The organism is Candidatus Venteria ishoeyi (assembly GCF_030378065.1).
Lineage (GTDB): Bacteria > Pseudomonadota > Gammaproteobacteria > Beggiatoales > Beggiatoaceae > Venteria > Venteria ishoeyi.
Map to the genome: position 1 here is coordinate 1 of NZ_JAUCGJ010000051.1, position 16,331 is coordinate 16,331.

Consider the following 16,331-nt stretch of genomic DNA (forward strand, 5'->3'; position numbering starts at 1 on the left):
TAAGCCAAACATAGCTCTCATGAGGCGTTCGTTTTTCTGTATTCTGTCAAGATTCAACATTTTTTTGGCTCTGTGGATGACTCAAATTACAAGTTTGTATGTTTTTGTCTTATTTGGCAACATCTCTCAGGTTTAGTTTCTAATTTGCTGAAAACTCTGGAAAAGTCCGTAAGCCATTGATTTTAGGTGGCACACATCCGTGTAAGTCATTGATTTTATTAGAGACAAAAAAATTCTTCGGAGTTTTCAGAATTTACCATAGTCAATAAAATTTAAAAATAAGTGATAGCAAAAAATTACTCCAGAAATTGAAAGAAGTTCTGATTATGAGAGATATAACCACACCAACACTTCATATAGACCTGCTGACTAACTGCTGCCACTCTTTACAGCGTGGATACGAACTATGGGAGGAGGGGCAAGACAGTAACAATGGCTGGCTCCTGAAGGAAGCCGTATTTTGGATTCATCACGGGATTGAGTTGGCACTCAAGCAACTTTTAGTGCAAACCAACGAATTCCTGGTATTTAGTGATGTCGATAAGGCGGTAGATAAACTTGCCAAACTACGCAGGGCATCACCTGACAAAACCGTACTTGATTTATTTGACGAAAAAGACGCGCCACTGTCCGTAGGCTTCAAAGATTTACTGCCACGTTGCGCAATTATGTTGAACTTAAACGAGTTAGCTGAAAACCAAGTGCTACAGCAAAGCATTGAAGAGTTGACACGTTACCGTAATAAAATTGTCCATTTTTCGATTCGTCTGGATATTGGTAAAGTTGTACGTTTGTTGGCTGAAATCCTCACCCCATTGATACGCTTATTGGAAAGCAGAATATCGGAGCCATTTAAAACGGATTGTTTACCAAAAATTAAACAACACGTCCGCAATACCGAGGTGCTTGCCCAGATTTTCCATTTACCCTATGAACCTGATCCCTACTTTACCGGGCGAGAAGAAGTGTTCAAATCCATGCAAGATAAGCTAAGCAGTCATGGCTGCGTGTTTCTCCGTGGTGCAGCGGGATGGGGAAAAACACATACCGCTATCCAATACGCCTATCTCCAGAGCCGGGAATACAAGGTGGTGCTCTGGGTGGAGGCCGATAGCAAATATAACTTTTTTAACAGCATTGCTGGCTTGACAACAGCCTTGCCGGTAACAAAACATACCAAATCAGAAAACCAGATAAACGCGGTGCGTTCCTGGATGCGGACAAACCAGGATTGGTTGGTGATTATTAATAATTTGGATAATGCTACTGACCTGGAAACAGTGAAAAGTTTTATACCCCTCCAACAAGGGCACACGCTTTATACAACACGTTTGCACAGTGAGTTATCTGAAATTAACGTTGTTTCTTTGCCAGTGCTGAGCATAGACGAAATAGCCTGGTATTTATTACTGCGTATCCAGTCACCGGACTTACCAAAACTCAGTTTAACTAAAGCCAAGGCAAGTGCTGACTGGTCAGTGGCTTTTGAAATTGCTCAAATGCTACCTAATGATCCGAAGCAATTGAAAATATTCGGAGATGAAGTAGCCGAAAACGGGTTGAGCCATTGTTTGTCTGATATGAAAGAAAACATATGAATACCGTAGCCAAACAAACTAAAGTTTCCCCAGATTACATCACCAAGCTGGCACTGCGGAAAATAGAAAAGGCATTGCCTGGTGCGCATAATGTTTTATATTTTTGTGCATTTTTACACCCGGATCGTATTCCTGAAGAAATTTTTAGCCAAGGTATACCAGATGCTTTAGCCTCATTGTCATTACCTCCGGACATGAGCGATCCGGAGTGGCTAGATAAGGCGCTGCAAGTGAATGTTCGTTACGGACTGCTAAAGTTTAATCGCTATCTACGTGCTTATACCATGCATCGTCTGGATCAGGAATATTTCCGCCAGCAGTTGGACGAGGTTGAGCAATGTACATGGGCGGAATGCGCAGTACGAGCGGTTAATGCCTGCTATCCACTTTATGATTTTGATACCACGCAAGCACAGTGTGAACGTATGGCAACTTGTGCCACCACTTGTGTGGAACAGATTAAGCACTGGCAAATGAATTTTGCCGAAGTGGCTGAATTAACGGATAAAGTCGGTTGGCACTTTTTTAAAATCGGTGAATACAATATTCCAGAAGCTTATTACCAGCAAGCTTTACGTATCAGAAAAAGTTTATTTGGCGATGAAGGTCTGGCAGTGGCGGAAACCCTGAGTCATCTGGGAGAATTATATCTTGCCAAAGGTTTGTATCCACAAGCGCAACCCTTGCTGGAAAACACTTTAAAACTGCACCGTAGTTTATTATCTGATGAAGATTTGAGTACAGCTAATAGCCTCAATAATTTGGCTGAACTCTATCAGGCTCAAGGAAAATATGCTGATGCCAAGCCTTTATATAAACAAGCGTTAGCCATCCGGCAAAAACAATTACCAGCAGAACATGCTGATATTGGAGAAAGCCTCAATAATTTAGCTGGCTTGTATAAAGCACAAGGCCATTACGAGCAAGCCGAGTCACTGTATGAGCAGGCTATAGAAATTACTGGCAAGGCATTAGGCGAGATGCATCCTGATTACGCAAACCGTCTTAATAACCTGGCAGGATTATATGAGTCCCAGGGCCATTACAAGCAAGCCGAGCCACTGTATGAGCAGGCTATAGAAATTACTGGTAAGGCATTAGGCGAGATGCATCCTGATTACGCAACCCATCTTAATAACCTGGCAGGATTATACCATTCTCAAGGCCATTACGAGCAAGCCGAGCCATTGTATGAGCAGGCCAAAGAGATTACTGGCAAGGCATTAGGCAAGACGCATCCTGATTATGCAAACCGCCTTAATAACCTGGCAGGATTATATAAGTCCTAGGGCCATTACGAGCAAGCCGAGCCACTGTATGAGCAGGCTATAGAAATTACTGGTAAGGCATTAGGCGAGACGCATCCTGATTATGCAACCTGTCTTAATAACCTGGCAGGATTATATAAGTCCCAGGGCCATTACAAGCAAGCCGAGCCACTGTATGAGCGGGCTATAGAAATTACTGGCAAGGCATTAGGCGAGATGCATCCTGATTATGCAACCTGTCTTAATAACCTAGCAGGGTTATATTATCATCAAGACGATTATGAGCAAGCCGAGCCACTGTATGAGCAGGCTATAGAAATTACTGGCAAGGCATTAGGTGAAGTGCACCCTAATTATGCAACCTGCCTTAATAACCTAGCAGACTTATATGTTTCACAGGCACAACAGAAGCTGAAGAAACAGCAGAAAAATACGTTATACATTGAAGCTGAAAATTTATATCAACGGGCATTAGATATTCGTAAGCAGGCGCTAGGGGAAGAGCATCCTGCAATAGCCAACAGCCTTCACACCTTAGCCCGTTTGTATCATACACAAGGAAAAACAGCAAAAGCTGAACCGCTTTATCAACAGGCATTGTCAATTTTGTTAAAAAAACTTGGTTCTCAACACCCTGATGTAAAAACAGTTGAGGAAAATTATGAGCACCTACGCAAGGAGATGGGACAAAAAATAGAAAGCTCCAGGTCTTCTGCTACTAATATTGTTTTGAATAAATCAGGAAAAGCTCCACCATTCAAGAAAAAGGAATCAAGATTCTGATATTGGGGGGCCTATTGCCATTGGGGTAAAAGTAGGTAAAAGTAGACGCTACCCTTTTATTGGTTTTTTAGGCCTACCAATGGGTCGAAAACTTAATATGTGTCCAGAAATCCGTTCCAATTGCTCAATAAATGGATTTGAACCACAAGGCAAGTTTTTTTGAATATTGCGTCGCATGATATTCAATTGTGTATCGTTATCATCCTCGCCTAACCAGGCTGAGCAATCTGAAATATCTTCAAAAACTTTGCAGTGAATGGAGTCTGTTGTTAGTACGGCATCATCTCTTAAACCGCAATGCGCGGCGGCACTTGATCAGAGATAATATTCTGCCCGTTCAACCATGCCCGCCCTGACTGGATTGCGTTCTACATAACGCACACAAAACCACAAATAAGCTTTATCAAGAGGGCTGGAGAAAAAGCGACCTTGGCATAAATGACCAGACCATCCATACATGAGATAAGTTTACAATAATTCTCAATAAAAATGTAGCGTCCCTTTTGTTTTAAGCAATGGTAAACGCATGGTATGAGCTATTGGGTTTTGCGTTTTTCCAAATAATCCTGGGCAATATCCAGAGAGTCTTCAGGTATGGTATTCAGGCAGCGCACCAAGGTGGGGCCGTCTGCGCAGTCGGGGAAATCGCTATGGCTTCCTGGCTGCCTGCGTCCTGGTGATGCTGTTCCAGTGTGTTTAGTCTGGCTGCTGATATTGCCTAATAACTGACGGGCTTTATTCAATCCCCCTTTGCGGTTACTGACGACAGTCACATTAACCAGTCCTAACGAATCAAAGCATTTGATCACCACTTTATAGTGATAATCACGACCTTTACGGTAAGCCGCAAATATTCCATTGTTTTTTGGTGTAATCCGTGCAAAACCTTGTTTCTGTAACATAGTGTGAGCAATTTCGTTACATGATTGTTGACTAAAATCCAGATTTTCTGCTTCAACGCTGGCAATCCAGGGGGGCGGTACAGCTAACGCGATACCAGAAAAAAACAGAAAAATACTAATAAATATCGTTTTAATAAAATACATCGTTACATTCCTTTTTTTGAAGCCTATTTAAGCTGAACCCGGCGTAGTTTTTAACAAAAAACTGTGATATTCAGTACACAATATCAATAGCTTAGCATGAGATGGAAGTAATTTTCAGCGCATTTAACGCTGAAAGAAGCTTACCTTGAACTCAGGTAATGTTACAATAATGTGCCTTCCTGGCAAGCCCCAAAAAACAGGATGCCATAATGACTTTGGCCCAATATATGCCAATTGTAGTTAAACATCTGAGCCAACCAAAGAACATAATGAAAATCATGCCAAACCAATATGTCCACCGCGTTTTTACTTTCTTATTTTCAGGTAAAAACTATTTGCCTGCTGTTTTTACCCTGCTCATCATTTTGTTTGCCTATGTGGGACAAAATGTGCATGCAGTACCAGCACTCCCTGCATCTTATGGTCCAATTAAATCCGGTGAAACCCTTTATAGCATTGCACGTCATCTTTATGCTGAGCAGGACGTTGTACTGGATGCTGCCGTGCTGGCTTTATTGGAAAAGAATCCGAATGCTTTTTCCATACCTTGTAATATCAATACCTTATTACGTGGGAAAATATTGCAGGTAGCTGCTTTAACCACAGTACAGGATATTGATCCCAAACTGGCGCAGGTGGAAACCAAACGCCAACTGAAAAACTGGAAAAATCGCATACCGGGGACTGTATTGTCCTGTGAACAAACATTTAGTATTAAACGTAAACTGCCAACGGCAATAGTGCAGACTGAACAAAAAACAAGTGAATCAGCCCAAGTTGCTGCACAGGCAACACAGAGGCTTATACCATCACCCTTGTCTGAATCCCCCGATCAGGAATTAAGCTTATTGCAGCAAGCACCTGCTGGTGAAACCAGTGCGCTTGAGGGTAAGCAACCGGAAGATTTTCAGCAAATTAAACAAATACCCGTTGCACCCACTGCCGTAACAATCCAGCCTGATACAAATAATAAAAATACTACATCAGAAATTGTAACAACTGAAGATCATCGTACCGAACTCAGCGAAGCTGTAAATAAACCCCTTGTTAGCACTGTGGAAACATTAGTTACACCCAGTAGCGACAATACAGCGGCACTGAATGTTAAGCATGAGAAAATGGAGTACATGGTTGATGCTGTGCCACCAGATACTGAAAAAACAGATGAAACAGTAGAAGTACTGCCGCAACAGGATGAAACATCATCTGCACCTGTCATTGCGCCAGCAATAACCGAGACAAAACCTGTACAAGCGACAACGCCTCCCGCAAAGCAAGAAACTGATGCAATAGTCACCACTGCAACACCTGAAGCGACAAAAAAAATACTGGAACCTGCTGTGACAGCGCAGCAAATACCCAAAACTTCAGCGCCAACAGTAACACCACCAGTTGCAGTAACAGCAATTGAAAAAAAACCGGAAACGACAATAGCCAGCAGCATAAGCAAAACAGTTGAAGCAACAAGCAGCGATAAGCTAAGTACTGTAGCTCCTGTATCACAAACGCCAGCAGTGAAAAACGGCTCAACTTTATTGGCTATGCTACCAGAACCTTTGCAACAGATCCCCTTATTATATTGGGCTATTGCGGGTGTCATATTGCTGCTGTTATTTAGCATATTCATTGTGCGCAGTTTGCTCAAACGCCAACGCGCTGAAGAAGATGATATGAATACAGATGAAGGCAATGAACACTCTTTTTCTGAAATTAAAGCAGCGGAAGCACATATTGATGCAGTAGAAGAAAGTGAAATTGAGAGTGGCGAAACACCCGCGCATATACGTAAGCTAAGAAATAAACCGGTGATTGAAGAACATCCTATAGGCTGGTTGTTAACTATTATTGTGCCTATTTCAATTTATCTGTATATGGATAGCATTCACATGGATAGGGAAATTGCCATGTTTACGGCAATTGTCTCAATTACGCTGGTGATGTGGATGTTTAGCTTATTGCCTGATTTTATTCCGGCCTTATTAGCCGTATTGTTGCTATTATTATTTGGTATCGCGCCAACGAATATTATTCTTTCCGGCTTTTCTTCTAATGGCTTTTTGCTGGCATTCAGTGTATTGGGTTTGGGGGTGGTGATTACCACATCCGGCCTGACCTACCGCTATACATTAATGTTAATTTGTCGTTTGCCTGCACATAGCTTCTGGTACCAAGTCGCAGTATTTATGACAGGTTTCTTATTTACTCCCATCGTACCGACCATTACCGGACGCGCTTCGATTATCGGCCCGATATTAACCGATATGTATAAGGGTCTGGATCATAAGACCCAGCATAATTCCCGTACTACCAGCATGTTATATTCCTCGGGACAAGATAGTTTAAATTACTTATCAGCAATATTTTTGACCAGCGCACCGGCAAACTTCATGATTTTTGGTATGTTGCCGGTACAGGAACAACAGGCCTTTCAGTTTCTTTACTGGGCTTATGCCGCTTCTGTGACTGGTTTGATCATGTTGGTGATGTATTTTATTTTATCGGCTTTGTTTTTCCATTCTTATCATAAAATTATTATTGATCAAAGTTCTGTGAGAAAAGAGCTTAATCTCCTGGGGAAAATGAATTGGCATGAATGGTTGGCTTTAGTTGGTATTATGATCCTGGCACTGGGGATTGCCACCTCTTCCATTCATAAAATTAAAGTACCATTTTTGGCTTTCTCGGTGTTTTTTGTGTTGCTGTTTGTTGGCGTATTAACCCGGGAACAATTTACGAAAAAAATTGACTGGGCCTTTTTATTTTTATTAGGTTGTTTAATCGGCGTGCTGGCCACCATGAATCACCTGGGTATTGATAAGTTATTAATGCATAACCTCAGCTGGCTGGGTGAGTATATGCGTCATGACTTTAACTCTTTTGTACTGATACTCAGTGGCGTTATTTTACTGGTGCGTTTTTTCATTCCGCTTAACTCTGGTATTTTGATTTTTGCTACCGCCTTGTTACCCTTGGCGAATGCCAGCGGGATTACACCGTGGCTGGTCGGTTTTATTATTCTGATTTTAGCTGAGACGGCGATATTCCCGTACCAATCCCCCTATATGCTCTATTTCCGCAGCGTGGTCACTAAGGACATGCAATATGAAGCCAGAAAATTACAAATATTCCGTGGTTTGCTGGTCATTGCTAAATTGGTGGCAATTTATGCTTCAATTCCCTTCTGGCGCAGTATTGGTATTTTGTAATCATGAATGAATCCACTGCTTGTTTGTATATTGTCGCCACGCCCATTGGCAATCTTGAAGATATAAGTCAACGCGCTTTGCGTATTCTGCAACATGTGGCTTTGGTCGCCGCAGAAGATACCCGCCATAGCCGCCCCTTGTTGTTGCACTTTGGCATCAATACCCCCTTGCGTGCCTTACATGAGCATAATGAGCAGCAAGCTACTCAGCAACTATTGCAGCAACTGCATCAAGGTGACAGTATTGCATTAATCAGTGATGCAGGTACGCCACTGATCAGTGATCCCGGACAACGCTTTGTGCAGGCTGTGCATCAGGCAGGCATTCCGGTTTGCCCGATTCCAGGGGCTAGTGCTTTGATTTGCGCCTTATCTGCTGCGGGTTTTAGTGCCGATCAATTTTGTTTTGAAGGTTTTTTACCCGCCAAGGCCGGTACCCGGGAGCAACGCTTACAAGTCTTACAGGATGAAACCCGCACCCTGGTTTTTTATGAAGCCCCACACCGGATTAAAGCCTGCGTTAAAGCGATGCTGTTAAATTTTGGTGCAGAGCGTCCAGCAGCCTTATTAAAAGAACTCACCAAACTTCATGAAACCGTCTATCGTGGTACATTGGCAGAAATCTTGCGTTGGTTGGAAGCGGAAGCAGTACACTGCAAAGGTGAGTTTGTATTAGTGGTCTCCGGTGCAATTATCGATTCTCGTGTCGCAGAAAATCCAGATGCAACACGGGTGCTGAAAATTTTACAGAAAGATTTGTCCTTAAAGCAGGCTGCTAAATTGACCAGTGAAATCACCGGCGTGCCAAAAAATACCTTATATGAATTAGGTTTGAAGCTGAAATGAATCACATCACTAGAGTTACCTGGCAAGGATATCTATGCTTATTTTGGATGATACTGGGTTTGACGGCTTGTCAAACCCAACCTATTGAAGCAGAAAGCGTTGCAACTCAAAAGCAAACAAAAGCCTCAGTTTCTGTTTTTATCGCCACACCTGAGCAACTTCAGGCACAGCAAGCAGAACGCGACGCCTTATTGTCACAAACAAAATTATTGCCGTTGCAGCAATATGTTCAAAAACATCAGAAAGATCCGATATACAGTGAAACATTGGCACAAGTTCGGGCAGAATTGGCAAAACGTTGCGCACAGGTGGCGATACAATACCAGCCTAAAAAACGTAATGCCGAGCACTTAGCACATTTGACTGCCGATCATCTGGAAACTTGTCCGGCAGTAGTTGCCCAGTTTGCCAAACAGCTACTGGGTGCATCATCTAAATCAATATCACAGGCAACATCACAGGCAACACCGCAGGCAACACCGCAGGCACAATCTGAGAAATCAGAAAAAACACTCTCAGCCTCACAAAAAAGTAGCACAACATCAGCACAGCAGAAGGTGCAATTACAGAAAGAGCAGTTGCAGCAATGTCACACGGCAATGCGCCAGAAAAAACAGGATGGGGTCATGGAACACTGTTTGCCACTGGCAGAACATGGCAATGCCAATGCGCAAAACTTGTTGGGTATTTTTTTATTGGCAAAGCAACCCCAGCAGGCTGCCAAGTGGTTTCATAAAGCCGCTGAGCGCGGTCTTGGGCAAGCCCAGTTTAATCTGGGGGTGCAATACGTCAATGGTCATGGCGTGAAAAAAAGTACGGAAATTGCCAGTCAGTGGTTTCAACGCGCTGCGCGTCAGCGTAGCACGGGTGCCGCTTATAACCTGGGTATTTTATATATGCAGGGACGTGGCGTGAAAAAAAGTGATGAACTGGGTTTTTTCTGGTTCTCTTTGGCGATTGCCTTAGCAGATGAGCAGGCGCGTCAAAATCACAGTCAATTACCTGATGAGCATGATAAGGCGCTAATTATTCGTGATCAATTATTACAAAAATTAACCCCTTTACAAATCACCCATGCACAAAATAAACTAGAGCAGTTTTTAAGCAAAGTACGTATCACTGAATGATTGCCTGAGCGAGAATTCCCATGCTTGCCAAAAAGCTGCATACCCATCTACAGCCTAATTTACAATTAGTCTCACCAAGTCATCATTTTTGTGCGCATTGTTTATTGGATAAAATGCCACAGGCAAGCGCAACACCGCCAGATATTTGCCCACATTGTGGTTTTGACGGCAGTAAAGAAGAACCACATCCCCAATATTTGACCCCCTGTACCTTGTTAAAAAATCAATACCTGATTGGGCGGGTTTTAGGTCAGGGCGGTTTTGGCATTACCTATATTGGTCGTGATACCCTGCTCAACCAAACGGTTGCCATCAAAGAATACCTGCCTTCCACCCTGGCTGTCCGCAAAGAACAAAATGCGCTGCCCTTGCGGGGGCAGGATGTAAATTTTGCCAGGGGGCTGGAAAGTTTTCTGGAAGAAGCGCGTAACCTGGCACGCTTTAATCACCCCAATATTGTCCGCGTACTCAATTATTTCACTGAAAATCAGACAGCCTACATGGTGATGGAATATATTGAAGGAGATAATCCAGCTGCGCGTTTGAAACGGCAAGGCGGTAAACTTTCAGTGGAAGCGGCGCTGAGCATCATGGAACCGATTCTGGATGCCTTGCACAGTATGCATCTGCAAGGTATTTTTCACCTGGATGTGTCGGCGCATAATATTTTGATTAATAAAAAAAATGTACCGATTTTAATCGATTTTGGTGCAGCGCGTAGCGCCAGCGTCATTGCCGACTACACCCGCAGCATGACTCTGGTATTAAAACCGGGTTATTCTCCATTAGAACAATATTCTGACCAGGGCAGTATCGGTCCCTGGACGGATGTGTATGCCTGCGGCGCGCTGTTGCATCAGCTACTAAGCGGGAAACTGCCACCAGCAGCCACGGATCGCTGGCCTAATGCGCCATTAAAACCCACTTTATTAAAAACCGACCACCGCCATGCTAAACGCTTAAATCAGGTACTGGAAAAAGCCTTGGCAGTGTCTATCAGTGATCGCTGGCAGGATGCCCATTTATTTCTTCACGGTTTACAGAAAGTGCATGAAACCGATAAACAACAAATGGTCTTCTGGGCCAGCATCGGTTTTATATTATTTTTGAGTATCGCCTTATTAGCTTATCAACTGCTGCCTGAGCAAATCAGGCTAGAGCAGAATAGCAGTACAATCAATTCAAGCCAGACTTTAAGCACAAAAATACCAGCACTAATAACGCCGACAAACAATAACAGCGTACAAGCTTATTTACAGCAGGCAGCCGCTTTACCCACTGGGCAGGCTTTAACGCTGTTACAAACGGGATTAAATGAATTTCCAGAGCAGCCTGAACTGAAAACGGCCTGGTTTGATGTCAGGGCGCAGCAATCTGCGGTACAAAAATTATTAGAACAAGCGGGTATTTTACGACAGGTAGGAGAATTGGAAGCGGCTTGGCAAAGTTATCAGGCAGTGACAATATTAGAACCTGAAAATACTGTTGCGCGAGATGCACTGACCGATTTTCCAAATGAGTATCTGCAACAGATTCAAGAACAAGAACAGGCTGGCGCATATACGCAAGCCTTATTATTATTAAGCATGGGGCGCGTGCATTATCCACAACACCCGCAATTATTACAGATGCAACAGCATTTTTCTGATATACATTTTTTATTACTACGCAGTCAGCAACAATTACAGCAAAACAAACTGACAACACCAGCAGGTAACAATGCCTATGCCAGTTATTTAAAATTAAACGCCTTAGCACCTTTGCATACTGAGGTCAAAAAATTACCCACTAAAATTGCCACCGCTTATGCGCAACTGGCAGCACAGGAGTCTAAGCTCAAACAGCGCCAGATATTAATTAATAAGGGCTTGAGTATCCATGCACAATCTCCCGCTTTGTTATCCATGCAACGGCAACTCAAACAATTACAAAAAAATATACCTGCGGCAACCCCGTTAACAAAACCAGAAAATTCAGCACCAGCAATTAATCTTGTGCAGGAACTGATGACTAAACCCGCAGCCTTACCTGAAGCGGTTGTTATACAATCAGCACCCACTCACATTGAACCGCTACGGGATCAGGAAAAATTACTCACTGACCAGAAAAATCCTACAATACCTGAATCAGATAAACAAAATGACGTAAAGGGGCAAAAACAACCGGGTAAAAACATCCTGTTTACCCCCTCATTTTAAAAGACAACCGGCTTAGGGTTTAAAGCCACTAAAAAACCTGACAGGTCTTGAAGACCTGTCAGGTTTCCATGAGAAATTAATTATCTGAAAAACAATAGGCCGCTACAATTTATTGAATCTTACTGATTCATGAGCTGCGGTGCAGATACAGGTTGTTCAGGCAAAGCCCCCGTTTTATCCATGATATTTAAGGCACCAAATGCGGAAATAATATCCAGATTGGACATCAAACCGGAATTACCACCACCATTTTCCACATAGTTATGCGGCATTTCCACCTTAAAGTTTTTCAGATTGCGATATAACACATTGGCAATATCACGGTTGATTTCTGCCATATAAACTTCTTTATTGGCCCCCAGCGCAGCATATTTTGCACCGATAATTTCTGCTTCTGCCTGACCTTTTTCCCGGATTGCCAGCGCTTCAAATTTGGCGGCGGCGGCATTGGCTTCTTGAATATTTTGATTAGCCTTGGCAATTGCCAGTTCTTTTTCTTTATCCACCACCGCAACATCTTTTTTCTTATTTTGTTCAACCAGTTCTCTTAGCGCAATCTGACGCGCCACATCGACTTCTTTTTGTTGTGAAATCACAGCCAGCTCCTTGGCGCGCTGCGCATCCTGTACCGCTTTGGTACGCTCGATTTCCTTTTTCAACTGCTCGGTTTTGGCCTGGGCTTTGGCGGTTTCCTGTTCCTGGATCGCCTTAATGCGTTTGGCGACTAAGGCTTTCTTATCGGACAACAGGGTGTTTAACTGTTGCTCAGGAAGAGGATCACCCACGGTGACCTGAGTGACTTGTATACCATATTGATCCAGCGGATTAGTCTGACGCTCAGGCATGCCGTTGTTATCCAGAATCGGCACGGTTTTCCAAACCAGTTGCTTGGTGCGTTGTAATTTTCCAGAATCACCCTGATCCACGCCTACGGGAGCCAAATCAGTTTGCTCAACCTCCACCTGCCGGCGCTCTGTCACATAAATACCATTACGCAATTGATCTTCGAGTTTGTTCTTAAACTGATTCAGTCCACCTTGAAAAAATTCTTCCCCGGTATATTGGGTTGCGGTAATCACCGTGACATTACGTGCATTTTTGACCAGCAGTGAATCAACCAGATTTTCAAAATGGCGAAACTCGCGATGCATCTGAATAATTTTTTCAGGATTGGCAGAGAGCTTAAAGCGGAAAGTTGCCGGAATACTGCCGGTATAGGTATCGGCAAAACGCACGCCGATGGGATTAAGATCGCGCGTGGTCGTGCCGTATTCTTCACTGCCAAATGATGCGGTCATGACCTGTTTATAACGTGAGACCTTGGACAATCCCGGCATCCGAAAATGAATACCCGGCTCTGTATATACCGTTAAATCACCCGTGATATTATTCTGATAAATGTACGTATAACCCGCGTCGGTCTGAAACCAGGCGCTCATGAGAAAAGAAAACACCAAACCTATCGCGATTAGTGGCAGCAGGACTTTGGAGACCTTTAAGGCTGCAATTTGATTTACATTTGCCATGTCTTTATCCTCTTATAAGTTTTACTATTAAAATATTCTGTCTTAAATTGTAATCGGTTTCCCGCAAAGGTGCTGAGACGCAGTGAGTTTTAGCTTGTTAGCACTGCGGGAGAAATAAACTGTACAAGTTATTTAATCCCCCATTCCTTAATATTTTCCTAATGACTCACCCATTTTGAGTACATCACCGGGTTTTCGATGCGCCAGCCACTGCATTTGATTTTTGGAAAACAGCAAAATTACCGTAGAACCCATATTAAATCGACCTACTTCAGCCCCTTTATCAAACTGCCCCATGGTATCCGGCACTTGCCAGCGCTGCGGTGTTTTCCCACTACCGGGGGCAATGCCATCTTGCCACACCATATCCATGCTGCCGACAAAAATCGCGCCAACCATAATCATGGCCATCGGGCCTACCGGGGTTTTAAAAATTGTCACCACCCGCTCATTGCGCGCAAATAAATTGGGTACTTGTCTGGCGGTACGCTGATTGACGCTGAACAAACGCCCTGGCACCCACGCCATATCAATGGGACGCCCTGCTACCGGCGCATGAATACGATGATAATCTTTCGGTGATAAATAAATCGTGCAGAACTGCCCGTTTTCAAACAAACCGGCTAAGGGTTCAAAACCACCTAACAGGCTTAATAAATCAAACTCAAAACCTTTTGCCTGAAATAAGTTACGCTGATTAATTTGCCCGATTTGGCTGATTTCACCATCCACCGGGCTGATAATACCCTCGCCCAGCGGTCTGGCTTCAGGTTTTAAGGCACGGGTAAAAAATGCATTAAAATTTTTATAATTTTCCGGTTCAGGATGCTGAACCTCTTCCATATTTATTTTAAAAAACTTTATAAACTGCTTAATCAGCCAGGGTGTAAGCTTGCCCATAGGCGCACGGGTAATATAAAACATCAGCTTGGAGAGCAAATGATGCGGCAAAATATATTGTGGCAAGGTCAGTAATTGGTCGAGCTTTTCAGACATTTTGTCTTTCCTGGAGTGAATCAAATTCAACTTATAATATAAGGGTTTATGGAAAATTATTCAGAAACCTGTAAAAAGCCCCAAAAAGAGGGTATGCTATGAAGGTTTCTGATGTGTACGCACAGTAATATTCAGCATTTGATGTTTTTATAAAAACTGAATTTTAATGTATCTTTATTTGAAGTATAGCACCATCGCCATATCATTCCGCGATGCTATTGCTCAAGGGATACAAAAACAACACTCTACAACTCTGGCATAAATACCAAAGGGGCAGTCTATGTCACAAAGTTCAATGCAAATTAATAAGCGTCTGGAAAATCTGCAAACTCACCTTGCTGATGAACATCCTGACAATCCCACATTGGCAAAAGCGGTACAAAGCTTTAGAAAACTGGATGAAGTAGCCTATAGTCTGGGCCTACTGAAAAAAGATCAGTCCTATGCAACCCGCGTTTCCTGGTGGCCGATGATCGCTGTATTAGGTACTTTTTCTGCGGGCAAATCCACGTTTATCAATAGTCACCTGAACCTGCCCTTGCAGCGCACCGGCACCCAGGCGGTTGATGATAAATTTACCGTGATTTGTTACAGCCATAATGATGAAGCAAAAGTCCTGCCGGGTGTTGCCCTGGACGCAGATCCCCGTTTTCCGTTTTATCAAATCAGTCGCAGTATTGCGGAAATCTCAGAAGCGGGACAGCAGCGCATTGACGCTTATTTGCAACTCAAAACCTGTCCGGCAGAGAACATCCGGGGTCGCATTCTGATTGACTCCCCCGGATTTGATGCCGATAGCCAGCGTTCATCCACCTTACGTCTGACCCAACATATTATCGATCTGGCAGACTTGGTACTGGTATTTTTTGATGCCCGCCATCCTGAACCTGGCGCGATGCAGGATACGTTGGATTACCTGGTATCCGCCACCATTGATCGCGCAGATTCCAATAAGTTCCTGTATGTGCTGAATCAGATTGATGTCACCGCTAAAGAAGATAACCCCGAAGATGTCGTTGCTGCATGGCAACGCTCTCTGGCCCAGGCTGGGTTAACTGCGGGCCGTTTTTACCGGATTTATAATGAGGAAGCTGCCGCACCAATCGATGATCCGCAAGTGCGCGAGCGTTATGAGAAAAAACGTGAAGAAGACATGACCGAAATCGGCGTGCGTATGCAACAGGTTGAAGTTGAGCGTTCTTATCGGATTGTTGGTGCATTGGAACAGACGGCGAAATCCATTGAAAACCAAATGGTGCCAAAACTGACCGATATGATTAAACGCTGGAAAAAACGGGTATGGATCAGCGATGGTTTATTAGCAGGTGCCATTGCCGGTATCGCTGCCATTGCCTTCTCCATGACCAGTACCTGGGATTTAGTCGCTAATTTTATTGCCGGCGTGGGTACGGGGGAAGTATTTTCTTTGATAGTTTTAGCACTACTGCTTGCCGGTGCAGGTTATTTGCATTTTTCCATGCGCAAAGCTGCGGGAAATCACATGCTGCGACAATTAACCCAGGAATATGTCGATGATGATGATTTACTTGAGCAATATAGTTCAGCATTCAGTAAAAGCATTGCTGGATACCGGCCCATGTTTTTAAGCAAACCTTCAGGTTGGAGTGGTCTGAGCAAACAGATTCTGGAAGAAGTCAAAACCGAAGCCAATGATTATATTCAAGTGCTCAATGATCGGTTTACCAACCCTTCCGGTCGCTCCAAGGAAAATAGCTAA

Annotated in this window: 10 protein-coding genes and 1 pseudogene; 8 read left to right on the plus strand and 3 right to left on the minus strand. The window is 43.5% G+C overall.

Annotated elements, in window-relative coordinates; genetic code table 11:
* Positions 1-326: 326 nt before the first annotated feature.
* The 3 genes and pseudogenes from QUF61_RS14805 to QUF61_RS14815 all read left to right on the plus strand — a co-directional run bounded on the left by QUF61_RS14805 (position 327) and on the right by QUF61_RS14815 (position 3,649).
* Positions 327-1,598, plus strand: a complete 1,272-nt coding sequence (locus tag QUF61_RS14805; RefSeq protein WP_289682388.1) for a hypothetical protein — start codon at positions 327-329, stop codon at positions 1,596-1,598.
* Positions 1,595-3,262, plus strand: a pseudogene (locus QUF61_RS14810) (tetratricopeptide repeat protein); the annotation flags it as partial. The gene QUF61_RS14805 and the pseudogene QUF61_RS14810, both read left to right, overlap by 4 nt.
* A gap of 45 nt (positions 3,263-3,307) precedes the next feature.
* Positions 3,308-3,649, plus strand: coding sequence for a tetratricopeptide repeat protein (locus QUF61_RS14815; RefSeq protein WP_289682415.1), 342 nt, complete (start codon positions 3,308-3,310; stop codon positions 3,647-3,649).
* A gap of 536 nt (positions 3,650-4,185) precedes the next feature.
* Here QUF61_RS14815 and QUF61_RS14820 read toward each other — a convergent pair.
* On the minus strand, positions 4,186-4,695 hold the full coding sequence (locus QUF61_RS14820; RefSeq protein ID WP_289682389.1) for a hypothetical protein: 510 nt from the start codon (positions 4,693-4,695) through the stop codon (positions 4,186-4,188).
* A gap of 335 nt (positions 4,696-5,030) precedes the next feature.
* Here QUF61_RS14820 and QUF61_RS14825 point away from each other — a divergent pair, with 335 nt between their 5' ends.
* From QUF61_RS14825 to QUF61_RS14840, 4 genes are read left to right on the plus strand one after another with little or no spacing between them, the layout of a single operon-like run.
* On the plus strand, positions 5,031-7,901 hold the full coding sequence (locus QUF61_RS14825) for an SLC13 family permease (RefSeq protein ID WP_289682390.1): 2,871 nt from the start codon (positions 5,031-5,033) through the stop codon (positions 7,899-7,901).
* A 2-nt stretch (positions 7,902-7,903) separates the two neighbouring features.
* Positions 7,904-8,746, plus strand: a complete 843-nt coding sequence (gene rsmI, locus QUF61_RS14830) for a 16S rRNA (cytidine(1402)-2'-O)-methyltransferase (protein ID WP_289682391.1) — start codon at positions 7,904-7,906, stop codon at positions 8,744-8,746.
* 47 nt (positions 8,747-8,793) lie between these two features.
* The gene (locus QUF61_RS14835; RefSeq protein WP_289682392.1) at positions 8,794-9,873 is read left to right on the plus strand and encodes a tetratricopeptide repeat protein; all 1,080 of its coding nucleotides are present in this window, start codon (positions 8,794-8,796) and stop codon (positions 9,871-9,873) included.
* A gap of 20 nt (positions 9,874-9,893) precedes the next feature.
* Positions 9,894-12,071, plus strand: a complete 2,178-nt coding sequence (locus tag QUF61_RS14840; RefSeq protein ID WP_289682394.1) for a serine/threonine protein kinase — start codon at positions 9,894-9,896, stop codon at positions 12,069-12,071.
* A 119-nt stretch (positions 12,072-12,190) separates the two neighbouring features.
* Here the strand turns inward: QUF61_RS14840 and QUF61_RS14845 are convergent, their stop codons facing one another.
* Together QUF61_RS14845 and asd are read right to left on the minus strand one after the other, a co-directional pair.
* Positions 12,191-13,597 (minus strand): SPFH domain-containing protein, encoded by a 1,407-nt coding sequence (locus QUF61_RS14845; RefSeq protein ID WP_289682395.1) that lies wholly within the window; start codon positions 13,595-13,597, stop codon positions 12,191-12,193.
* Between the two features lie 147 nt (positions 13,598-13,744).
* Positions 13,745-14,593 (minus strand): archaetidylserine decarboxylase, encoded by an 849-nt coding sequence (gene asd, locus QUF61_RS14850; protein ID WP_289682396.1) that lies wholly within the window; start codon positions 14,591-14,593, stop codon positions 13,745-13,747.
* A gap of 280 nt (positions 14,594-14,873) precedes the next feature.
* Here asd and QUF61_RS14855 point away from each other — a divergent pair, with 280 nt between their 5' ends.
* Complete coding sequence (locus QUF61_RS14855) at positions 14,874-16,331, plus strand: dynamin family protein (RefSeq protein ID WP_289682397.1); 1,458 nt, start codon at positions 14,874-14,876, stop codon at positions 16,329-16,331.

Excerpts from the sequence above, each read along its gene's own strand:
- QUF61_RS14820 (WP_289682389.1), bottom strand. The coding sequence starts at position 4,695 with ATGTATTTTATTAAAACGATATTTATTAGTATTTTTCTGTTTTTTTCT.
- QUF61_RS14840 (WP_289682394.1), top strand. The coding sequence starts at position 9,894 with ATGCTTGCCAAAAAGCTGCATACCCATCTACAGCCTAATTTACAATTA.
- QUF61_RS14835 (WP_289682392.1), top strand. The coding sequence starts at position 8,794 with ATGATACTGGGTTTGACGGCTTGTCAAACCCAACCTATTGAAGCAGAA.
- asd (WP_289682396.1), bottom strand. The coding sequence starts at position 14,593 with ATGTCTGAAAAGCTCGACCAATTACTGACCTTGCCACAATATATTTTG.
- rsmI (WP_289682391.1), top strand. The coding sequence starts at position 7,904 with ATGAATGAATCCACTGCTTGTTTGTATATTGTCGCCACGCCCATTGGC.
- QUF61_RS14845 (WP_289682395.1), bottom strand. The coding sequence starts at position 13,597 with ATGGCAAATGTAAATCAAATTGCAGCCTTAAAGGTCTCCAAAGTCCTG.
- QUF61_RS14855 (WP_289682397.1), top strand. The coding sequence starts at position 14,874 with ATGTCACAAAGTTCAATGCAAATTAATAAGCGTCTGGAAAATCTGCAA.
- QUF61_RS14805 (WP_289682388.1), top strand. The coding sequence starts at position 327 with ATGAGAGATATAACCACACCAACACTTCATATAGACCTGCTGACTAAC.